Genomic DNA, 20,489 nt, shown 5'->3' on the forward strand with positions numbered 1-20,489 from the left:
CGAGGACACCATGCTGTTAGCGATAGTGATTGGGGGCGTGCTGGGCTACATGATCGGCCGGCTGCCGGGGATGCTGATCGGGGCGGCGCTCGGTTACTGGCTGGTCCGACGTTTGCGCGCCAGCCTGCTGGGCAAGTTGGCCCAGGGCCAGGCGCAGTTCCTGGATTCCACCTTTGCGGTCATGGGCTGCCTGTGCAAGGCGGATGGACAGGTCACCGAGGAAGAACTCGATGCATCGCGACGGCTGTGGGAACGTTTGCGCCTGAGCGAGGCGCAGCGTGCCCAGGCCCGGGAGGCATTCAATCGTGGCAAGGCGGCGGATTTCGATCTTGACGCCGAGCTGGCTCGCGTGCGCCGGGTCACCGGCGGCCAGCGGGCACTGCTGCAGGTGTTCCTGCAGGTGCAGCTTTCGGCGATCGCTGCCGATGGTCGGCTGCATCCCGCCGAGCACGACATGCTGTTGCGCGTGGCACGCGGGCTGGGCTGCTCCGAAGCGGAAATCGCCCAGATAGAGGCCATGCTGCGCGGTGGCACCGGTGCGTCGGGGGCCTCCTCCGGCCAGACATTGGAGGAAGCCTACCGGGTGCTGGGCGTGAGTGCCGACGTCAGCGACGCCGAGATCAAGAAGACTTACCGCCGCCTGATGAGCCAGAATCACCCGGACAAGCTGGCCGGCAAGGGGCTGCCCGAAAGCATGCGTGAAATGGCGGAACAGCGCACCCGCGAGATCGGTAACGCTTACGAGCTGATCAAGAAGAGCCGCGCCAGCGGAGCATGAACGTCGGTGATGTGGCATGCCGGCAATGAAAAACGCCGCCGTGTACGGCGGGCGTTTTTTTGGAGATTCCCGCTTGGTGTGCCGGTCGTGACCGGCTCGCAAAGCGGAAAAGCGTGACGCGATCAGAACTTGTAGTTGATGCTGAAGTAATGCCCCGGCCCCGAGGTGTCCTGTCGAGCGCCGGCCACGGTCGTGCCATCTTCCCAGAACGCCATGTTGTTGTAGATCTTCAGGCCATAGCCGATCGCGTAACGGTCGGTGTGATAGTAGAACCCGTTGAACCACTCCAGGCTGTTGTGGCTGCGACCGGCCTGATCGCCCACGGTATCGGCGCCGAACTTGTAGTCCAGATAGCCCTGGTAGGCGAAGTAGCTGCCGTTGCCGAAGGTGTAGAACGGCTTGAACCAGTTGGTCGAGGCCATGTAGCCGTCCCATGAGCCTTCGTCCGGACCGCCATAGTTCTCGCGGACGTAACGGGCAGTCAGGTTGAGCCCCATCTTGCCGAACCAGGGCGCCTCGATATCGGAGCCGAGACCCACGTAGTGCTCCCAGAGACCTCCGGCGGGGCCGTAATCACCGATGTTGGTGACCGTGGCGATGTACCACTCCTTGACCGGGCCCACGGACAGGTCGTGCCCGGTGATGGCATCCAGGGAAAAGCGAGGCGCTATCTTGGCGAACATGTTGTCGCCTCCGGATGCATCGTCGCTGCTGTCGCTCAGCACGTCGAAGAAGTCGACGTAGCCGTACAGGTCGACGATCCCCGAGCGACCACCGAATTCCATTTCGACATAGGTGTCTTCGGCGTTGCGAAACGGCAGCCGGTTGTCTTCGCTGCGCATCAGGTTGAATGACATCCACTTGTAGTCGTTCTCATGGAGGCCCGTGGAGTAGTCGGCTGCCAGGGCGGGAGCGCTGCAGGCCAGCGTCGTCAGGAGCGAAGCCCCGATCCACTTGTGTAGGGTCATGGTCGTTGTTCCCTTGTTGTCGTCGTTGCTAGTCGAAAATGTGCGCCCGGTTTGTCCAAGCGTCATGTCAGGCTGATGAAGAAGCCCGCAATGGTGGCCGACATCAGGTTGGACAGGGTCCCGGCCAGTACCGCCTTGAGGCCGTAGCGGGCGATCTCGGGGCGGCGCATGGGCGCCATGCTGCCGAGCCCTCCGAGCAGAATGGCGATCGACGAGAGGTTGGCGAAGCCACACAGCGCGAAGGAGAGCACCGCAGCGGTATGTGCCGACATGGCCTCACCGGTGGCCGCCACGACCTCGTCGCCCGAGATGTAAGGCGCCAGGTTGATGTAGGCGACGAACTCGTTGACCACCAGCTTCTGACCGATGAACGAACCGGCCAGGGTCGCTTCGCCCCATGGAATGCCCAGCAGGAAGGCCAGCGGCGAGAAGATCCAGCCGAGTATCAGCTCCAGGCTCAGCGACTCCATGCCGAACCAGCCGCCGATGCCGCCCAGCAGACCGTTGATCAGCGCGATCAGCCCGATGAAGGCGAGCAGCATGGCGCCGACGTTGGCGGCCAGCATCAGCCCCGAGGTGGCACCGCCGGCGGCGGCGTCGAGCACGTTGGCCGGACGCTCCTCCTCCTCTTCGGATTTCTCCTCGATACGCGTCACGCTGTCCCTGGGCTGTTCGGTTTCCGGCATCAATAGCTTGGCAAACAGCAAGCCGCCCGGGGCGGCCATGAAGGAGGCGGCGATCAGATATTCCATGGGAATGCCCAGGCCGGCATAGCCCGCGAGCACCGAGCCGGCCACCGAGGCCAGGCCGCCGCACATGATGGCGAAGAGTTCCGAGCGCGTCATCGAGGCGATGAATGGACGCACCACCAGGGGCGCCTCGGTCTGGCCGACGAAGATGTTGGCCGTGGCCGACATCGACTCGGTGCGCGAGGTGCCCAGGACCTTGTGCAGCGCGCCGCCGAGCAGACGGATGATCCACTGCATGATGCCGAGGTAATAGAGCACGGCGATCAGCGACGAGAAGAAGATGATGATGGGCAGTACCTTGACGGCGAAAACGAAGCCCACGCTGGCGGGATCGGCGAGGTTGCCGAACAGGAAGCCGATGCCGTCGTTGGCGTAGCTGATGACCTGACTGACGCCGTCGGACAGGGCCTTGAGCACGGACTGGCCGAAGGGTACATAGAGGACGAATGCGCCGATACCGGCCTGAATGGCGAAGGCGCCACCCACGGTGCGTAGGCGGATCGCTCTGCGATCGTAGGAGAAAATGACGGCGATAAGGATCAGCACCGCCATCCCTACCAGGCTCATGATGGGGGTCATAATGTTGACATCCTGATGACGTTCGGTTGTGGGTTTTTATGCGAGAACGGCATGCGCCTGGGGACAGGCCTATCGTTTTGTTATTAATTTCACATTTGGTGCTAATAAAATAACACGAGCTGCAGGGTGTCAACTCTTTTGCGCCGCGGCGGAGGTGATGGAAGTCTCACGGCAAACCGAGCCTGTGCCGCGATTGTCTGGCATGGCCGGGTGAAGAGGACGGGCTGGCTATTGGCCAAGCACAACGTCGACGATAAAGCGTTCCTCGAGGTTGCCCCGTTGCGGCAAATACTGCGGGAGGCTCGTGCTGAGGCAGGCATTGCCGGGTGGCGGCTGGGAGGCTCGCCACGTGGTGGGATTACCGCTGCGACCGGCGGATCGAAGTAGATGAGTATCTACGCTGACTCTCGATGCCGTCAGGGTGAGGGCCGTCAGTTTTCGCGTAACGCCTAGGCCTCGAAAGGCAATACGGCGGTATAGATGGCGAAGTAGTGGCAGACGCTGCCGCCGATGACGAACAGGTGCCAGATGGCATGATGGAAGGGGATGCGCGGAATGGCGTAGAAGATCACGCCCACCGTGTAGGTGATGCCACCAGCGACGAGCAGGGCGATGCCGGTGTCCGGCAGACGTCTGGCCATCTCGCCGGAGGCGAACACGATCAGCCAGCCCATGATCAGATAGATGGCCACCCGCAATACCCCGAAACGATGCGGCCATACCAGCTTGAGCGCGATGCCGCCGAGTGCCAGTCCCCAGACGATGGCGAACAGCGTCCAGCCCACCGGACCGCGCATGTTGACCAGCAGGAACGGCGTGTAGGTGCCGGCGATGAGCAGATAGATGGCGCAGTGATCGAGCAGCTTGAAGACGCGCTTGAGGCGAGGCCGGCGACAGCCGTGATAGAGCGTGGACGCGGTGTACAGCAGGATCAGGCTGGCACCGTAGAGACTGAGGCTGACGATCTTCCAAGGGTCGACATGCGCGACCAGACTGGCCAGAACGAGCATCACCGTCATGCCCGCCAGGCTAAGCACGGCACCGATACCGTGGCTGATGCTGTGCAGCCACTCTTCCAGCGGGCTGTAATCCTGCTCGTATGGAACGGCGTGGGCGGGGCGGGATGGCCTGGGCATCAACGGTTCTCCAGCGATAAAATTTCCAAGCGCTACAATCGACGCTGATACATCAGTTTAGTTCGCTGCCATTGGACAGCCACCCCTGCCGGTTCGGTTCGCCATGACTGCCACGCCACGCCCGCCAATCGTCCGTCGTGGAATCAAGCCTTGCGCTCGATATCCACATCCGTCGCGGCGGTGAAATCTCCCAGATCCATCATGTGGCCGAGCTTGCCGGCCTTGGTGGACAGGTACTGCTCGTTGTGCGGGTTGCGACCGGTGGTGATCGGCTGACGCTCGACGATGCGTATGCCGTCCCGGGTCAGCGCCTCGATCTTGCGCGGATTGTTGGTCATCAACTTGAGCGAGTGAATGCCCAGATGCTCGAGCATGGGCACGCAAAGGTCGTAGCGGCGCAGATCGGCACCGAAGCCCAGGCGCTCGTTGGCCTCGACGGTATCCGCGCCCTGGTCCTGCAGATGGTAGGCGCGGATCTTGTTGAGCAGACCGATACCGCGCCCCTCCTGGCGCAGATAGAGCAGCACGCCACGGCCTTCGGCAGCGATGCGCTTGAGCGCTTCCTGCAGCTGATAGCCGCAGTCGCAGCGCAGCGAAAACAGCGCGTCGCCGGTCAGGCACTCGGAGTGAACCCGGGCGAGCACCGGCTCGTCGGTGGCCACATCGCCGAGTGTCAGCGCGATGTGATCCTTGCCGGTGGCTTCGTCCTCGAAGCCATGCATGGTGAATGTCGCCCATGGCATGGGCAGTTTGGAGGCGGCGATGAAGCGAATCGTCACATTGAACCTCGGTAGCGCGCAGGGCGTCGTGTGGCGCCGAGTCCTGTAAAGAGCGCAACATTATAACAGGCGTTGGACGACGGCTCACGGCTTAATCCGGTCGGAATACCCGCCGGGCCTGCCGGCTGCGCATGGTTTCGACGCCCACCGGGAAACGGAAAAATCGTGGACACGAATCACGTCGTGATGCGCGCTTATCCATTACACTGGGCACGAATTCCTGTCAGATAGAACGCCATGCAACTCAAGAACGATCGTTTCCTGCGCGCCCTGGCGCGCCAGCCGGTAGACCGTACCCCCGTGTGGATGATGCGCCAGGCCGGGCGTTACCTGCCGGAGTACCGCGAGACCCGGGCCCGGGCGGGCAACTTCATGGATCTCTGCCGCAACGCCGAACTGGCCTGCGAGGTGACACTGCAGCCGCTGGAGCGTTACCCGCTGGATGCTGCCATCCTGTTCTCGGACATTCTGACCATTCCCGATGCCATGGGACTGGGGCTGTACTTCGAGACCGGCGAGGGACCCAAGTTCCGCAAGCCGGTGCGCAGCGTCGAGGCTGTCGAGGCCCTGAAGGCGCCGGATGCCGAGCGCGATCTCGATTACGTGATGAACGCGGTATCGACGATTCGCCGCGAACTCAACGGTCGCGTGCCGTTGATCGGCTTCTCCGGCAGCCCATGGACACTGGCGACCTACATGGTCGAAGGCGGCTCGAGCAAGGATTTCCGTCATGTGAAGTCGATGCTCTACGGCAATCCCGACAGCATGCATCAGCTGCTCGACGTGCTGGCTCACGCGGTGACCGACTATCTCAACGCGCAGATCCGCGCCGGCGCCCAGGCCGTGCAGATCTTCGATACCTGGGGAGGATCGCTGTCGACGCCGGCCTACCTGGAATTCTCGCTGCGTTACATGGAGCAGATCGTCGCCGGCTTGATCCGCGAGCACGACGGCCGGCACGTGCCGGTGATCCTGTTTACCAAGAACGGTGGCCAGTGGCTGGAACATATGGCGACCACCGGCGCCGATGCGCTGGGTCTGGACTGGAGCACCGAACTGTCGGATGCCCGCGAGCGGGTCGGCAATCAGGTCGCTCTGCAGGGTAACCTGGACCCCAACGTGCTGTTCGCTCCGCCGCCGGCGATCCGTGCCGAAGTGGCAAGGGTCCTCGACAGCTACGGCCCGGGGCCGGGACATATATTCAACCTCGGCCACGGCATCAGCCAGTTCACCGATCCGGATCACGTCACCGCATTCGTGGATGCACTGCATGAACTCAGCCCGGGCTATCATCAGCGCTGACGCGTCGCGCACCCTGGTGGTGCTGGACGCCGGTTGCCCATTGTGCCGGCGTTCGGCGCACTTTCTGCTGCGCCATGAGAACGGGCCCCGCTTCCTGCTGGCGGGGCTGGCCTCGCCGGTGGGCGAGCGCCTCGGGGCCTATTTCGGTACCGACCCGCACCGCCTGGATAGCGTCTGGTGCATCCGTGACGGCCGGCTCTTTCGTGACAGCGAGGCGCTGTGGCGTCTGGCGGATGAGCTGCGCTGGCCATGGAGCCTGTTTGCCGAGCTGCGCTCGCTGCCGCGGCCGCTGCGGGACGTCGCCTACCGCGGCGTGGGTCGCTACCGGCGTCGCCTGGCACCGGATGTCGCGTTGAACGACGCGGCGCGCGAGCGCTTCATCACCACATTGACCGCGACGCACTGTCGCCAGTTGGGCCTGCCGGCCCGCTTGGCCATGTACGAGGACTCGCTGTCTTCGGCATCGGCAGCACGGGAGCTTCCATGGTCGTCTACCTGAGACAGGCCTTATGGCCGCGCGCCGCGCTGGCCGTGGCATGCGCGCTGATCATCGCCTGGGGCAGTCTGATGCCCGGCGAGGAGCTGCCCGAGAATCTGCCATGGGACAAGTTCAACCATTTCATCGGCTATGCCGGCCTGGCGTTCTGGGTCCGCCTGGCGGGACCGGGTGGCTGGGGCAGCTTTCTCATCGCGGCCGGCTATGGCGTGCTGATCGAGCTGGCGCAGATCGGTGTGCCAGGACGCAGCGGCGGCGACTGGGAGGACATGCTGGCCAACTCGCTGGGCGCGCTAGCAGCCGTCGTGCTGGTCGCGTTATGGCAACGCTGGAGAGTTTGACCAATTCGCCCTCGGTGGTGTGCCAGGCGGCCTGCGGGCCGTCTTTTTGTATCCGGGAGAAGGCGCTGTCGGGGGACGCAGCAGCAGGGTGCGACACGTTGTCTTTCGACAAGCGCCGCTGCGTTGACTAGGGTTTGAAGGGCTTCCGCCCGCCTGGCGGCAGGAAGTTTGCCTCGAGCACGACAGGGATCGGGTCCTGCCGGAGAGTCGTCGAGTCCATCCGGCGGTTTTCCGACAGTGCCGTAACAAGACATGGAAGGAGCCGTTCATGCTGGGGTTGGACGCTGTCGACCTGGCTCGCCTGCAATTCGCGACCACCGTGATGTACCACATCATCTTCCTGGCGCTGAGCATCGGGTTGGCGACCTATCTTGCCTTCGTACAGGCCATGTGGCTGAAGACGGGTAACCGGATCTATCTCGGCATCTTCAATTACTGGAAGCCGCACTTTGCGGTGAATTACGGCGCGGGTGTGGTATCCGGCGTGATCATGGCCTTCGAGTTCGGCACCAACTGGAGCGGTTTCTCGGCCAAGGCGGGCGGCATCAATGGGGTACTGCTGACCTACGAGGTCATCACCGCCTTTTTCCTGGAAGCCGGATTCTTCGGCATCATGATGTTCGGCCAAGGGCGCGTCAGTCCCAAGGTGCATCTCTTCGCCACCTGCATGGTGGCGCTGGGCGCCTACATCTCGACGTTCTGGATCCTGTCGTCCAACAGCTGGATGCAGACGCCGACGGGTCAAGTCATCGAGAACGGCCAGTTCATCCCCGCCGATTGGTGGCAGGTCATCTTCAATCCGTCCCAGCCGTACCGTTTCGTACACATGTCACTGGCGGCCATGATCGCGACCGCGTTTGCGGTGGCGGGCATCGCTGCCTGGCATCTGTGGCGCAACAGGCGGGATGCGGTCGCCCGCAAGATGTTCTCCATGGCGCTATGGATGCTGACGGCCGCCGTGCCGCTGCAGATCGTCGCCGGCGATGTGCATGGGTTGAACACGCTGGAGCATCAGCCGGTCAAGGTCGCGGCCATGGAGGGGCACTGGGAGATAGAGCCCGAGCGTCCCGGCATGCCGATGGTGGTGTTCGCCTGGCCGAGCATGGAGGAGGAAAGGAACCTCTTCTCCCTGGAAATTCCCCGGCTCAGCAGCCTCTACCTGACCCACTCGCTGGATGGCAGGATCCAGGGCTTGAAGGCGTGGCCGGAAGACGAACGGCCTAATGTACCTCTCGTCTTCTTCGCCTTTCGCATCATGGTCTATCTGGGCTTTGCCATGCTGGGGCTGGTCGCGCTGTCGCTATGGCTGCGCAAGCGCAAGCGTCTCTACGAGGCGCGCTGGTTCCTGATACTGATGATGCTGGCGACGCCGGCCGGCGTGGTGGCGATAGAGGCGGGCTGGGTGACCACGGAAGCCGGCCGTCAGCCCTGGATCATCTATGGCCTGCTGCGAACCGCCGATGGTGTCTCGCCGTTCAGCGTCGGCACGCTGATGGCCAGCCTGGCGGGATTGTGGGCCATCTATACGTTGATCTTCTTCATCGGGGCATATTTCTTCTTCAGGCTGGTCAGAAAGCCGCCTGAAGACGCGCTGCCTGCAGATAGTGAGGAGAAGGGCGACTCGCAAGAGGCCCGGCAGGCCTCGCGGTCGTCCCGCCGGCATGGGGAGGCATGATGATGAGCCACGAGATGTTCCCGGTGATCTGGTTTGGCCTGATCGGGTTTGCCCTGATTCTGTACGTGATTCTCGATGGATTCAGTCTGGGCATCGGTATCCTGTTTCCCTTCATCCGCGAGGAGGAGCAGCGCGGCATCATGATGACCACGGCCTCGCCGGTCTGGGATGGCAACCAGACCTGGCTGGTGCTGGGTGCGGCGGGGCTGTACGGCGCGTTTCCGCTGGTGTATGCCACGTTGTTGCCGGCCATGTATCTGCCGCTGGTGCTGATGCTGATGTGCCTGTTCTTTCGGGGCATGGCCTTCGAATTCCGCTTCGAGTCGCATTCGCGTCAGGGATTCGATCGGGGCTTCATCGTGGCCACGGTGGTGACCACGTTCATTCAAGGCATGATCGTCGGCAGCGTGATCAGTGGCGTGGCGACCGACGGCGAGCCCTACATGGGCGGCGCTCTGGGCTGGTTTTCATGGTTTGGTCTCTGTACCGGCGCGGCGCTGGTGGTGGGTTATGCGCTGCTGGGGGCGGCCTGGCTGATCGTCAAGACCGAAGGTCATCTGCAACGGCGGCTTTATCGCCTGATAAGGCCACTGACATTGCTGTTCCTGCTGGGCATGGTGGTCGTCGCCATCTGGACGCCGCTGGCGAATGCGCGCATTGCCGAGCGCTGGCTGAGCTATCCTCATAGCCTGTGGCTGGGCGTGCTGGCCGTGCTGATGGTGGTGCTGGCGTTTGGCATCATCCGCGGTGCACAGCGTCGCTACGAGAAGCGGATTTTTCTGCAGGTCGTGGGAATGTTCGTGCTGGGGCTGGTGGGCCTGGTCATCAGCCTGTATCCGATAATGATTCCGCCGGACGTGACTATCTGGAATGCCGCATCGCATCGCTCGAGCCAGACTTTTCTGCTGGTGGGCTACGCGATCATGGTTCCGATCATCCTGTGTTATACCGCCTACAGTTATCGGGTATTTCGTGGCAAGGTCCGCGAAAGCGAAGGGTGATACGTATCGTGAGCCATGACGAACCCGAAAGGAGCGCTCTTCCCACGCCGCGTCAGTGGCTGAATGCCAATGCCGGGCACGGCGCATTCTGGGCCCGTATCGCGATGATCGCCGGCACCGCCTCGACACTGCTGTTGTTCGTGCAGGCCTGGGCGATCGCCAGCGTGGCGCAGCGGATGGTCATCGAGAATGCCGCCTTCTCCAGCGTGATTCTGCCGCTGTGCCTGCTGCCGCTCGCCTTCATCGGCCGCGGAGCGCTGGCCTGGCTCAAGACCGAAGCCGGGACGCGCAGTGCCATCCAGATTCGTCAGTCGATCCGCCGCGACCTGCTCGGACGCCTCGGCGAACTCGGCCCCCTCTGGGCGCGGCGCCAGCACAGCGCGGCGCTCGGCAACCGTGTCTGGGATCAGGTCGACGCCCTGCAGGGCTATTACGCGGACTACCGCCCGCAGATGATCCTGTGCGTGAGCGTTCCGCTGCTGATCCTGCTGGCGGTATTTCCCTTGAACTGGGCGGCGGGGCTGATTCTGCTGGCGACCGCGCCGACCATTCCACTGAACATGGCCGTGGTGGGCATGGGCGCCAAGAGCCGCCAGCAGGCGCAGTTTCGCGAGATGAGCCGCATGAGCCGGCACTTTCTCGACACCCTGCGCGGGCTGTCGACGCTCAAGCTGTTCGGCGTCAGCCGCCGTCAGGCCGATGAAGTGCATGCAGCCTCGGAGAGCTTTCGCGCACGCACCATGCATGTGCTGCGCCTGGCCTTTCTCTCCTCGGCGGTGCTGGAGTTCTTCAGCTCGGTGTCGATCGCGCTGCTGGCCCTGTATATCGGCTTTACCTATCTGGGCCAGTTCCACTTCGGCACCTGGGGGCATGGGCTGGATCTGTTCATCGGGCTGTTCGTGCTGATTCTCGCCCCCGAGTTCTACCAGCCGCTGCGTGACCTCGGCACCCACTATCACGCCAAGGCCGAGGCGGAAGCCGCCGCCGAGGATCTGATTCCGATCCTGGCGCGCGACGTGGCGACCCGCCAGGGGCGCCGTGACTGGCCAGTGCCCGCGCGGCTGGGGCTGCGGCTGGACGATGTCACTTGCCGCTATACCGCCCGGTCGTCCCCCGCACTTGCCGGGGTCAGTCTCGAGATTGACCCGGGCGAGACTCTGGCCGTGATCGGTCCCAGCGGGGCGGGCAAGACGACCTTGCTGAATGTGCTGATGGGCTTTCTGCCTCCCGAGTCGGGCACCTTGACCACGGACGACGGGACCCGTATCGACACGCTGGCACCCGAGGCCTGGCAGCGCGCCATCGGCTGGGTCGGCCAGACGCCGACGCTGCTCTCGGGCTCGCTGGCCGACAACCTGCGTCTTGCCGCTCCCGAGGCCGGCGAGGACGCACTCTGGCGGGCACTGGAGCAGGCCGATCTCGGCGAGTGGGCGGGGCGCCTGCCTCAGGGCCTTGCAACCCGCCTGGGCGAAGGCGGACAGCCCGTTTCCGGTGGCCAGGCGCGGCGTATTGCCTTGGCGCGGGCCTTTCTGCGCGAGGCGCCGCTGGTGCTGCTCGACGAGCCCACGGCGAGTCTCGACCGTGACAGCGAGGCGCGGGTCATGCGCACGCTCGAACGGCTCCGGCAGGGGCGAACCCTGGTAATGCTGACGCATCGTCTCGAACTGCTGCAACTCGCCGATCGGGTGCTGGTGCTCGAGGAGGGGAGAGTCCGGGCCCTGGGGACCCTGGCGGCACTGCGGGCCGATGGCGGTCCGCTCGCCGAATATGTCCTGCCGGAGGCGCGTGTCGATGCCTGATCCCAGCTCCCCGTCCGCCAGGGCGGCACTCTCTCCCTCCATCAGGATGACGCTAAAGGAGCTCCGGCCCTATCTGGGGCAGATGCGCCCCTTCGCCTGGCTGCTTGGCAGCGGTGTACTGCTCAACCTGCTGGCGCTGGCCTCGAGTGTCGGACTGATCGCTCTGTCCGGCTGGTTTCTGAGTGCGGCGGCGCTGGCCGGCCTGACGGCGGCGACAGCGGCGAGCTTCAACTTCTTCGTGCCCTCGGCGGGGATTCGTTTCTTCGCCGTGTCCCGGACCGCGACGCGTTACGGTGAGCGTGTCACTTCCCACGAGGGCACGCTGAAACTGCTCTCCCGGCTGCGCAAGCACGTCTATCAGGCCATTGAACCCCTCTCGCCCGCCGCACTGATGCGCTACGGTAGCGGCGATCTGATGACGCGCCTGACCGCGGATGTCGATGCTCTGGACACCCTCTACCTGAGGGTGTTGACGCCGTCGCTGGTGGCGCTGTTCACGATCGTCGGTTGCGGCGTGGTGATCGGCGTGTTCGCTTGGCCGATCGGCCTGTTCGCTGCTCTGGCGCTGCTGGTATCGGGCGTGCTGGGACCCTGGCTTGCCTGGTATCGGGGATATCGCCACTCGAGTCGTTGGCATGCCTTGAACGGCACGCTGCGCAGCCGTCTGCTCGAGCGGCTTGCCGCCCTGCCGGAGCTGCTGCTGTACGGCCGCTGGCAGAGCGAGATCGAGGCCATGGTCGAGGCGCAGTATCAGCGCGATGCGGCAGAGCAGCGACTGGCCCGGCAGTGGGGGCGCGCGCAGCTCATCTCCCAGACTCTGCTGGGACTGACCATGGCCGGCACACTGCTGATGGCTGCCTGGATGGCCAGCCAGACGCGGCTCGATCCGACGCTGATCGCGCTGATGGGACTGGCGGTGCTGGCCGCTTTCGAGGCTATCGCCATGCTGCCCCAGGCTTGGCAGAATCTGGGCCGCATTCAGCGCGCCGCGCAGCGTCTCAACGAGCTTGGGACGCAGGTGCCGAGCATCACCTACCCCGAGGCGGATCTAGCCACGCCGCGTGATGCCCGCCTCGAACTCGAAGACGTGGCGGTGACCTTCGCCGATGGTACCCGAGCGCTCGACGGCGTGACGTTGACGTTGGAGGCGGGCGAGCACTTCGCGCTGCTCGGGCCGTCCGGTGGCGGCAAGACGACGCTGCTCAATACCCTGGTGCGCTTCGTCGAGCCCAGCCGGGGCAGGCTGCGTCTCGGCGGCGTGGCACTCGAGGACCTGAGCGAGCCGACATTGCGGGCATCGTTTGCCGTGGCGCCGCAGGACGTTCATCTCTTCGTGGCGAGCTATCGCGACAACCTGCGAATCGGCGCGCCGCAGGCCAGCGATGAGCAGATAATCGAGCTGCTCACGGCGCTCGGGCTCGAGGGGTGGCTGCAGAACCAGCCCGATGGGCTCGATAGCTACCCCGACGAAGGTGGTAGCTCGCTGTCCGGCGGCCAGTTGCGCCGCTTCGGCATTGCCCGCGCACTGCTGGCTCCGGCGCCGGTAGTGGTACTCGACGAGCCGACCGAAGGGCTCGACGAGCCGACCGCGGCCCAGGTGCTCGACGAGATACGCCGACGCTGTGCCAGCCGCACGCTGCTGCTGATCACCCACCGGCTGAGCGGGCTCGAGCGGCTCGATCGTATCGGCATTCTCGACGATGGCCGCCTGCTGGAGGCGGGCGCGCCTCAGGCACTGCTCGCCCGGCCGGATAGCCGCTACGCCGCCCTCAATCGCCAGGTGGTGCTCTAGACCCCACGGGACGGATTTACGGTACGCACCTTGTTTTACGGTACGCGCCTTAGACAGGCGAAACCGGGTTGACTACGTTTTAGCAGAGACGAATGGAAGAAGACGCGTTGCTCGGCCTCTCTGGCTACCTGACGGGCATCGTTTCCCTCGCTCCGTTGTCTCTCGTCCGGGTCCCGGTCGCAGCCGATCCGTAGGGGCTGGCCGGTTCAAGCCCGACAGAATAAGGATATTCAACAAGCCCGACTGATTCGGTGTCTTTTCCTCACGCAGATCGGCCGGGCCCCGTGAAAAGGGTTATCCCATGACCAAGGTCACTGACTGCACGATTGTTTATGATGGGGAGCGATTGACGGGCCAGGCGGGCGCACCACTTATCGATTTCCTCGCGGAACACGACATCGACCTGCCGCATGTGTGCTACCACCGTGCACTCGGCCCAATCGAGACCTGCGATGCCTGTTGGGTCGAAATCGATGGTGAGCTCAAGCGGGGCTGCACGATCCACACCCAGGAAGGTCTGGCAATATCCAGCAAGAATGAACATGCCGAGGCGGCACGCATCGAGGGTATGGACCGCCTGCTTTCCAAGCATGAACTCTACTGCACGGTATGCGAGCACAATACCGGCGACTGCACCCTGCACAACACGATGGCGGACATGAACATCCCCATCCAGCGCTACGAGTTTCGGCGCAAGCCCTACGAGAAGGATCACTCCAGCCCGTTTTATACCTATGATCCCGACCAGTGCATTTTATGCGGGCGTTGCGTGGAAGCCTGTCAGAACGTCGAAGTCAACGAGACGCTCTCCATCGATTACACCAGCGAGAATCCCCGCGTCTTGTGGGATGGCGGGAGCCCGATCGATGAATCGAGCTGTGTACAGTGCGGGCATTGCGTCACGGTCTGTCCATGCAACGCGCTGCTGGAGAAGACCATGCAGCCGGATGCCGGGCCGTTCACCTCGATGTCGGAGTCGCTCAAGCGACCGATGATCGATCTCGTCAAGGCGCTGGAGAACACCACCGGGGCGACGCCGGTCACCGGTGTCTCGATGATGGACATGGCGTGGCGCCAGCCGGAGATCAAGCGCACCAAGACGGTCTGTACCTACTGCGGGGTGGGTTGCTCCTTCGAGATGTGGACCCGCGACCGGCATATTCTCAAGGTGCAGCCGGTAGTCGATGCCCCGGCCAACGGCATCTCGACCTGCATCAAGGGCAAGTTCGCCTGGGATTTCGTCAATAGCGAGAATCGCCTGACCACGCCTCTGATCCGCGAGAATGGCCGTTTCCGCGAGGCGGGCTGGGACGAGGCGCTGGATCTGGTCGCCCGACGCCTGCTGGAGACGCGCGACACCTATGGTCCGGACAGCATCGGATTCATCGGCTCGAGCAAGGGCAGCAACGAGGAAGCCTATCTGACGCAGAAGATCGCGCGGCTGATCGTCGGCACCAACAACGTCGACAACTCGTCGCGCTACTGCCAGAACCCGGCGACCAAGGGGCTGTTCCGCACCGTCGGCTACGGCGGCGATGCCGGCAGCATCACCGACCTCGAAAAGGCGGAGGTGATCGTCATCGTCGGCAGCAACACCGCCGAGAACCATCCGGTCATCGCCTCGAAGATCAAGGCCGCCCACAAGCTGCACGGCCAGAAGCTGATCGTCGCCGACCCGCGCAAGCACGAGATGGCCGAGCGCGCCGATATCTTCATGCGCCCCAAGGCGAGTACCGATCTGATCTGGGCCTCGGCCCTGTCGCGCTACATGTTCGACAACGGCCTGGCCGACACGGCGTTCCTCGATAGCAAGGTCAACCAGGTCGAGGAGTATCGCCGGTCGCTTGCGCCGTTCACCCTGGAGTACGCCGAGGAGAAGACCGGCATCCCCAAGCAGCAACTGATCGACGCCGCGGAGATGATCGGCCGCGCCAAGAGCGTCTCGCTGTTGTGGGCGATGGGCATCACCCAGCACAGCCACGGTTCGGACACCAGCACCGCACTCTCCAACCTGCTCCTGGTCACCGGCAACTATGGCAAGCCGGGTACCGGCGGCTATCCCATGCGCGGCCACAACAACGTGCAGGGCGCCAGCGATTTCGGCTGCCTGCGCAACATGTACCCGGGCTACGAGAAGGTCTCCCAGGACGAAGCGCGCGAGCGCTGGGCCAGGGGCTGGGGCGTGCCCAAGGAGCAGCTCTCCGACAAGGTCGGGGAGGGCAACTTCCTGATGGTGCAGGCCGCCGAACAGGACAAGCTCAAGGCGATGATGATCATCGGCGAGGAGACGGCGTTCTCGGATGCCGACTCGCACAACGTGCATGAGGCCTTCACCAAGCTCGATTTTCTGGTGGTGCAGGACATCTTCATGAGCCGTACCGCCGAGTTCGCCGACGTGGTGCTGCCGGGGGCGCCCAGCGTCGAGAAGGAGGGCTCCTACGTCAACACCGAGCGGCGTATCCAGCGCTTCTACGAGGTCATGCCGCCGTTGGGCGACAGCCGTCCCGACTGGCGCATTCTTACCGACCTGGCCGCACGCATGGGCCACGATTGGGGATACACGCATCCCGGCCAGATCATGGAGGAGTGCGCCCGCATCGCGCCGATGTTCGCCGGGGTGACCTACGAGCGACTCGAAGGCTGGAAATCCCTGCAGTGGCCGGTAAAGGAGGATGGCACCGATTCGCCGCTGCTCTACGCGGACGGTACGTTCCATACCGACGACGGCAAGGCCGTGCTCTATCCGCTGGAGTGGCAGGAGCCGGCCGAGGCGCCGGACGAGGAGTACGACCTGGAGCTGGACAACGGACGCATGCTCGAGCACTTCCAGGCAATGAACCAGACCGGGCAGGGACCGCGCATCAAGGAAGAGCTGCCCAGCTGGTTCGTCGAGGTCAGCCCCGAGCTGGCCGCCGAGCGCGGCATCGAGGATGGTTCCTGGGTCTGCATCACCTCGCGACGCGGCAGCACCGAGGTGCCCGTCGTGGTTACCGACCGCGTTCGGGGACGCACGCTTTTCCTGCCTATCCACCAGGGCAAGCCGGGGGTCAACGGCCTGACCGGCGAGCATCACGATCCCGATGTCGACACGCCGGCTTACAAGGAGACCGCGGTCAAGCTGAAAGTGCTGGATCGGGAAAAGGGGCCTTCGCCGCTGCCACCCAACAATTTCCGCCGGGGCAGCCGGACGCCCAACAAGGGACCCGAGGCACCGGTCAAATGGGCTCGGGACGATTACGTCAAGCCGCCGCATCACCTAATCCATCCGGAGAAAATGTAATGGCCGAACGTATTCACTACACCCCCAAGCCGGCCAAGATCGGCCCGGATGCGCACGAGGAACTGGAGCGCCTGCTGCAGACGCTGCACGAGCATGGCGTGCTGCGCTTCGCCAACGACATCGTCGCCAGCAACAATGAGGTGGCCAAGGTGCTCGTCAGCGGCCTCAGCAAGCCAGGGTCTCTCAATGCCATCCAGAACCTGGCGGCACTGGGCATGATGCTGTCCACCATTCCGCCCGATCAGTTCTACAAGGTGGTTTTCGCCGTGAAAGACGGCCTGAGACACGTCGCCGAGTATCAGCCCGAGAAGCACGATCATGAGGCGCCGGGGGTCAGCGGGGCCTACAAGCTACTGCACGACGAGCAGCTATGGCAGGCCGTCACGCCGGTGATCGAGGGGCTCAAGAAATTCGCCGAAGGGCTGGATCGCGATATCGACAAGCCGATCTCCGATTACACCGGCAAGAAGACCCAGGATTAGCGTCGCCGCAAGTCCCGTCGTTGCGTCTCGTGGCGTGGTACGGCGGCCCCTGTAGGCGAGGGACACGGCGGGATTTGTGTCCTTCGCCATCATCGCCCATCCTGAAGAGGCGCCGGAAAATCGCCGGCCGTTCTACGGACCCACGACGCATGCGGCGAAGCGATGGCTTCCCGTCGGGCATGTTGGTTCACGCCGGAGTGCGTGCTAAGAGATGAAAGGAGGCACTATGAAGACCTATATCATTGCCGCGGATGCTGCCCGGGCACGGATCTTCCTGCAGGAGAAGGTTGGCGAGGTACGCGAGATCGACTCGCTCGTGCATCCCGAAAGCCGCCAGCATCAGGGGGATCTGCGTACAGGCGGCGACGGCGGCGTTGACGATTCGGCTGGCTACGGGATTCGCCAATCCGATCACTCCGTGACCACCATGGAAAAGCACGCCGGGATGTTTGCCAAGGAGGTGGCGGAATACATGCGCAAGGCACGTGTCGAGCACAAGGTCGACAGCTTCATCGTGGCTGCCGCTCCCAAGTTTCTGGGAGCGTTGCGCGACAAGCTGGATACCACGACGCGGGGCATGATCGAGAAGACTGTCGACAAGGACCTCTCCAAGGATTCCGAGCAACAGATCGCCGAGAAGCTCGGCAAACCCTTTGCCTGATCCCTCTGCCTTGAGCGCTGCCTGAAGAATCGCCGAGGGTTACCCAGGCTTTTCTCAGGCAGAGCGTAGCGGGCCGCTGCCATCCCGGGCAGCGGTTGCTCCGTCTTTTCCCGTGGCCTATCCCATCGTGATTGTCGGAGCCTCCTAGAACGCTCTTGATTAACGTTGATTAAACGATATTGATTTAAGTTTATTTTGCTCGAGTCGATAGTCCTTTCCCGGACTCCCGGCACGTTGCCGGACACGGGGCAGCTCTCTGCCTGCCCATTGACCCGATTCGAGAGCGAAACATGTTGTCTTCCCTGAAACAGCGCATTCTGGTTGCCAGCGTGGCAATCATTGTACTGGCCATGGTGCTGGTCGCCGGAGTGAGTTACTTCACCGTCAAGTCCCATTACGAGGACCTTGTCGAAAAGAACCTGGCGACCGTGACCAGGAGCAGTGCGGAGTCCATCGAGGAATGGGTTGCGGCACGTGCGATGATGCTTGAGGCGGCCCGCGATCTAATCGATGAGCAAGAGCCGTTGCCGACGCTCCATCAACTGGCCCAGTCTGGTGGGTTTCGCGTGGCATTCGTGGGATACGCAACAGGAGAGATGACAACTTCCGAAGGTTTCAAGCCCCCCCCGGGTTACAACGTCCGCGAGCGCCCCTGGTATACCGCTGCCGCTGAGCGTGGCGGCGTGGCGGTTTCCAATCCTTTCGTGGACGCCAACACCGGCCAGAAGGTCGTGAGCTTCTCGATACCGGTCATGAGAGACGGCCAGCTATTCGCCGTCATTGGCGGCAACATCGTGGTCGAGGAGCTCATCGCCGATGTAGCGGCGATCAAGCCGACTCCCTCGAGTTTCGCCTTCCTGAGCTACCGGGGCGAGACGCTACTGGCACAGCCCGACGTCGAGATGACCGGAGCGCCTGTCACCCAACTCGCCGAAGATCTGACGCCGGCAACGCTCAACGAACTGAGTCAGGACGGGGCTTGGCGTGCAGTGAAAATCGGCGAACGAGACATGCGCCTCGACGTCAGCCCCATCGCCGGCACCGACTGGGAGCTGGGGGTGGCCCTCGACGAGCGTGAGGCGACGGGGGGGCTACAGGCGATTATCCAGTCGGCACTGCTGACCCTCGTCCTGGTCAGTGTCGCGGCCGCCACGCTCTTTGGCTTATGGCTCAAGCGTGCCTTTGCCGGCCTGCTGCAGGCCCGCGATGCCCTGGAGAACATCGCCAGCGGCAGTGGTGACCTGACCCAGCGGCTGCATGTCGCCGGACACGACGAAGTGGCGCAGATTGCCGATGCCTTCAACCGTTTCGTCGGCAAGATGGAAAGCGTACTACTGACCATCCGCGACACCACCGACTCGGTCAAGGTGGCGGCTCACGAGATCTCGCTGGGCAGCCATGACCTGTCCGGGCGCACGGAGCAGGCGGCTTCCAACCTTCAGGAAACCTCCGCTTCCATGGAACAGATCACCAGTACCGTGGAGCAGTCGGCGGATTCCGCGCGTCAGGCCAGCGAACTGGCGGTTAACGCATCTCAGGTGGCCAAGCGCGGAGGTGAGGTGATGGGGAGTGTGGTCAGCACCATGGAGGATATCAATACCTCGTCGCGCCAGATTGCCGAGATCATCACGGTGATGGACAGCATTGCATTCCAGACCAACCTGCTGGCGCTCAACGCATCGGTCGAGGCGGCGCGTGCCGGGGAACAGGGGCGCGGTTTCGCCGTGGTCGCCGGTGAGGTCCGCAACCTCGCCAGTCGCAGCACCCAGGCGGCCCAGGAGATAAAGGGCCTCATCGACGCGTCGGTGAGCAAGACGCTCACGGGTACCGAGCTAGTCAAGAATGCCGGCACCACCGTCAGCGAGATCGTCGACAGCATCACTCGGGTCAGCGATGTCATCGGCGAGATCAGTGCGGCCAGCCGCGAGCAGAGCGCGGGAATCGGTCAGGTCAACGTGGCGGTTTCCGAGCTCGACCGCATGACACAGCAGAATGCGGCACTGGTCGAGGAGTCGTCTTCCGCCGCCGAACAGCTCAACGAGCAGGCCCAGCGGCTGGCCGAAACGGTGGCTACCTTCAAGCTGAGCGACAGCGGCACGCGAGTGTCCTACGAGAGTTCTCCTGCTCCGGTCTTGCTGTCGTAGCCTCTTGATCTGATGTCCACGTTGGCCCGGTGAGGTTGGATGTCGCCGGGCCAGAGTGTTCGAAGACAGTTTTGCCTCCAGGCGAATCGGTTATTTCCAGGTGAGGCTCGATGAAAGTTCAAGTCGCGTCGGTGGTCGTCGGTGAGGTGCGCCAGTTGGGCAGCCGCAGCGTCGATGCTGCGCGCCAGCTCCCGGCCGGCAGGAGAAAACACATCGGTTCGTCGGCACTCTGATGCAAAGAGAATATCCATGGCAGCACTCTAAAGTGACAAGCCTTAATCATGATCTGCTCACGTTAAAGCTTTCTTTTTAAACTTCCGCTGATGTTGGTGATTTAAGTAAACAATTAAATTGCTCAAGTTTATTTGCAAGGCGGCGATAACTTATATGTATGTTTCGCTTAACGCCCGGACTTCATCCTTACCATAACTCCAATCCCTCCAAGGCTGAGTACAACCACTATGCCGACTTTCCTGAACTGTCGCATTCGGGCTGCCGGTGCGAGCATCACGGGTACGCGCGCCCGG

17 protein-coding genes are annotated in these 20,489 nt (G+C 63.3%); 13 read left to right on the plus strand and 4 right to left on the minus strand.

Features of this window, described 5'->3' with window-relative positions:
* The first annotated feature begins 10 nt into the window (after positions 1–10).
* Entirely contained in the window at positions 11–778 is a 768-nt protein-coding gene (gene djlA, locus ACYQ12_RS02230) for a co-chaperone DjlA (RefSeq protein WP_459867078.1), read from the plus strand.
* A 122-nt stretch (positions 779–900) separates the two neighbouring features.
* On the opposite strand, the gene ACYQ12_RS02235 is transcribed toward djlA, so the two are convergent.
* The 4 genes from ACYQ12_RS02235 to ribA form a co-directional block, all read right to left on the minus strand.
* On the minus strand, positions 901–1,746 hold the full coding sequence (locus tag ACYQ12_RS02235; protein WP_459867081.1) for an outer membrane protein OmpK: 846 nt from the start codon (positions 1,744–1,746) through the stop codon (positions 901–903).
* A 62-nt stretch (positions 1,747–1,808) separates the two neighbouring features.
* Positions 1,809–3,074 carry a NupC/NupG family nucleoside CNT transporter gene (locus ACYQ12_RS02240; protein ID WP_459867084.1) on the minus strand — a complete coding sequence of 422 codons (1,266 nt, stop codon included), beginning with the start codon at positions 3,072–3,074 and terminating at the stop codon, positions 1,809–1,811.
* A gap of 449 nt (positions 3,075–3,523) precedes the next feature.
* A complete protein-coding gene (gene trhA, locus ACYQ12_RS02245; protein ID WP_459867087.1) occupies positions 3,524–4,210 on the minus strand; it encodes a PAQR family membrane homeostasis protein TrhA in 687 nt (228 codons plus the stop codon).
* A gap of 143 nt (positions 4,211–4,353) precedes the next feature.
* A complete protein-coding gene (ribA, locus tag ACYQ12_RS02250; RefSeq protein WP_459867090.1) occupies positions 4,354–4,989 on the minus strand; it encodes a GTP cyclohydrolase II in 636 nt (211 codons plus the stop codon).
* A gap of 237 nt (positions 4,990–5,226) precedes the next feature.
* On the opposite strand from ribA, the gene hemE reads away from it, so the two are divergent.
* The 12 genes from hemE to ACYQ12_RS02310 all read left to right on the plus strand — a co-directional run bounded on the left by hemE (position 5,227) and on the right by ACYQ12_RS02310 (position 20,195).
* On the plus strand, positions 5,227–6,291 hold the full coding sequence (gene hemE / locus ACYQ12_RS02255) for a uroporphyrinogen decarboxylase (RefSeq protein ID WP_459867093.1): 1,065 nt from the start codon (positions 5,227–5,229) through the stop codon (positions 6,289–6,291).
* Complete coding sequence (locus tag ACYQ12_RS02260) at positions 6,260–6,790, plus strand: thiol-disulfide oxidoreductase DCC family protein (protein ID WP_459867096.1); 531 nt, start codon at positions 6,260–6,262, stop codon at positions 6,788–6,790. The genes hemE and ACYQ12_RS02260 overlap by 32 nt, the downstream gene beginning before the upstream one ends.
* Positions 6,775–7,128, plus strand: a complete 354-nt coding sequence (locus ACYQ12_RS02265) for a VanZ family protein (protein WP_459867099.1) — start codon at positions 6,775–6,777, stop codon at positions 7,126–7,128. Before ACYQ12_RS02260 ends, ACYQ12_RS02265 begins: the two co-directional genes overlap by 16 nt.
* A gap of 268 nt (positions 7,129–7,396) precedes the next feature.
* Complete coding sequence (locus ACYQ12_RS02270; protein WP_459867102.1) at positions 7,397–8,803, plus strand: cytochrome ubiquinol oxidase subunit I; 1,407 nt, start codon at positions 7,397–7,399, stop codon at positions 8,801–8,803.
* A gap of 2 nt (positions 8,804–8,805) precedes the next feature.
* Positions 8,806–9,804 carry a cytochrome d ubiquinol oxidase subunit II gene (cydB, locus tag ACYQ12_RS02275; RefSeq protein WP_459867105.1) on the plus strand — a complete coding sequence of 333 codons (999 nt, stop codon included), beginning with the start codon at positions 8,806–8,808 and terminating at the stop codon, positions 9,802–9,804.
* 8 nt (positions 9,805–9,812) lie between these two features.
* Complete coding sequence (gene cydD / locus ACYQ12_RS02280; RefSeq protein WP_459867108.1) at positions 9,813–11,603, plus strand: thiol reductant ABC exporter subunit CydD; 1,791 nt, start codon at positions 9,813–9,815, stop codon at positions 11,601–11,603.
* Entirely contained in the window at positions 11,596–13,395 is a 1,800-nt protein-coding gene (gene cydC, locus ACYQ12_RS02285) for a thiol reductant ABC exporter subunit CydC (RefSeq protein WP_459867111.1), read from the plus strand. The genes cydD and cydC overlap by 8 nt, the downstream gene beginning before the upstream one ends.
* A 301-nt stretch (positions 13,396–13,696) precedes the next feature.
* A complete protein-coding gene (fdhF, locus tag ACYQ12_RS02290) occupies positions 13,697–16,675 on the plus strand; it encodes a formate dehydrogenase subunit alpha (RefSeq protein WP_459867114.1) in 2,979 nt (992 codons plus the stop codon).
* Positions 16,675–17,157: a helical membrane plugin domain-containing protein gene (locus ACYQ12_RS02295; RefSeq protein WP_459867117.1), complete on the plus strand. Its 483-nt coding sequence runs from the start codon at positions 16,675–16,677 to the stop codon at positions 17,155–17,157. Before fdhF ends, ACYQ12_RS02295 begins: the two co-directional genes overlap by 1 nt.
* A 226-nt stretch (positions 17,158–17,383) precedes the next feature.
* Positions 17,384–17,818 (plus strand): host attachment protein, encoded by a 435-nt coding sequence (locus ACYQ12_RS02300; protein ID WP_459867120.1) that lies wholly within the window; start codon positions 17,384–17,386, stop codon positions 17,816–17,818.
* Between the two features lie 290 nt (positions 17,819–18,108).
* Complete coding sequence (locus ACYQ12_RS02305) at positions 18,109–19,962, plus strand: methyl-accepting chemotaxis protein (RefSeq protein ID WP_459867123.1); 1,854 nt, start codon at positions 18,109–18,111, stop codon at positions 19,960–19,962.
* 110 nt (positions 19,963–20,072) lie between these two features.
* On the plus strand, positions 20,073–20,195 hold the full coding sequence (locus ACYQ12_RS02310; RefSeq protein WP_459867126.1) for a hypothetical protein: 123 nt from the start codon (positions 20,073–20,075) through the stop codon (positions 20,193–20,195).
* The last annotated feature ends 294 nt before the right edge of the window (positions 20,196–20,489 follow it).

The sequence above is a fragment of the Halomonas shantousis genome, from assembly GCF_054654615.1.

Coding starts and splice junctions, on each gene's coding strand:
- djlA (WP_459867078.1), top strand. CDS start 11: ATGCTGTTAGCGATAGTGATTGGGGGCGTGCTGGGCTACATGATCGGC.
- ACYQ12_RS02235 (WP_459867081.1), bottom strand. CDS start 1,746: ATGACCCTACACAAGTGGATCGGGGCTTCGCTCCTGACGACGCTGGCC.
- ACYQ12_RS02240 (WP_459867084.1), bottom strand. CDS start 3,074: ATGACCCCCATCATGAGCCTGGTAGGGATGGCGGTGCTGATCCTTATC.
- trhA (WP_459867087.1), bottom strand. CDS start 4,210: ATGCCCAGGCCATCCCGCCCCGCCCACGCCGTTCCATACGAGCAGGAT.
- hemE (WP_459867093.1), top strand. CDS start 5,227: ATGCAACTCAAGAACGATCGTTTCCTGCGCGCCCTGGCGCGCCAGCCG.
- ACYQ12_RS02260 (WP_459867096.1), top strand. CDS start 6,260: ATGAACTCAGCCCGGGCTATCATCAGCGCTGACGCGTCGCGCACCCTG.
- ACYQ12_RS02265 (WP_459867099.1), top strand. CDS start 6,775: ATGGTCGTCTACCTGAGACAGGCCTTATGGCCGCGCGCCGCGCTGGCC.
- ACYQ12_RS02270 (WP_459867102.1), top strand. CDS start 7,397: ATGCTGGGGTTGGACGCTGTCGACCTGGCTCGCCTGCAATTCGCGACC.
- cydB (WP_459867105.1), top strand. CDS start 8,806: ATGAGCCACGAGATGTTCCCGGTGATCTGGTTTGGCCTGATCGGGTTT.
- cydC (WP_459867111.1), top strand. CDS start 11,596: ATGCCTGATCCCAGCTCCCCGTCCGCCAGGGCGGCACTCTCTCCCTCC.
- fdhF (WP_459867114.1), top strand. CDS start 13,697: ATGACCAAGGTCACTGACTGCACGATTGTTTATGATGGGGAGCGATTG.
- ACYQ12_RS02295 (WP_459867117.1), top strand. CDS start 16,675: ATGGCCGAACGTATTCACTACACCCCCAAGCCGGCCAAGATCGGCCCG.
- ACYQ12_RS02300 (WP_459867120.1), top strand. CDS start 17,384: ATGAAGACCTATATCATTGCCGCGGATGCTGCCCGGGCACGGATCTTC.
- ACYQ12_RS02305 (WP_459867123.1), top strand. CDS start 18,109: ATGTTGTCTTCCCTGAAACAGCGCATTCTGGTTGCCAGCGTGGCAATC.
- ACYQ12_RS02310 (WP_459867126.1), top strand. CDS start 20,073: ATGAAAGTTCAAGTCGCGTCGGTGGTCGTCGGTGAGGTGCGCCAGTTG.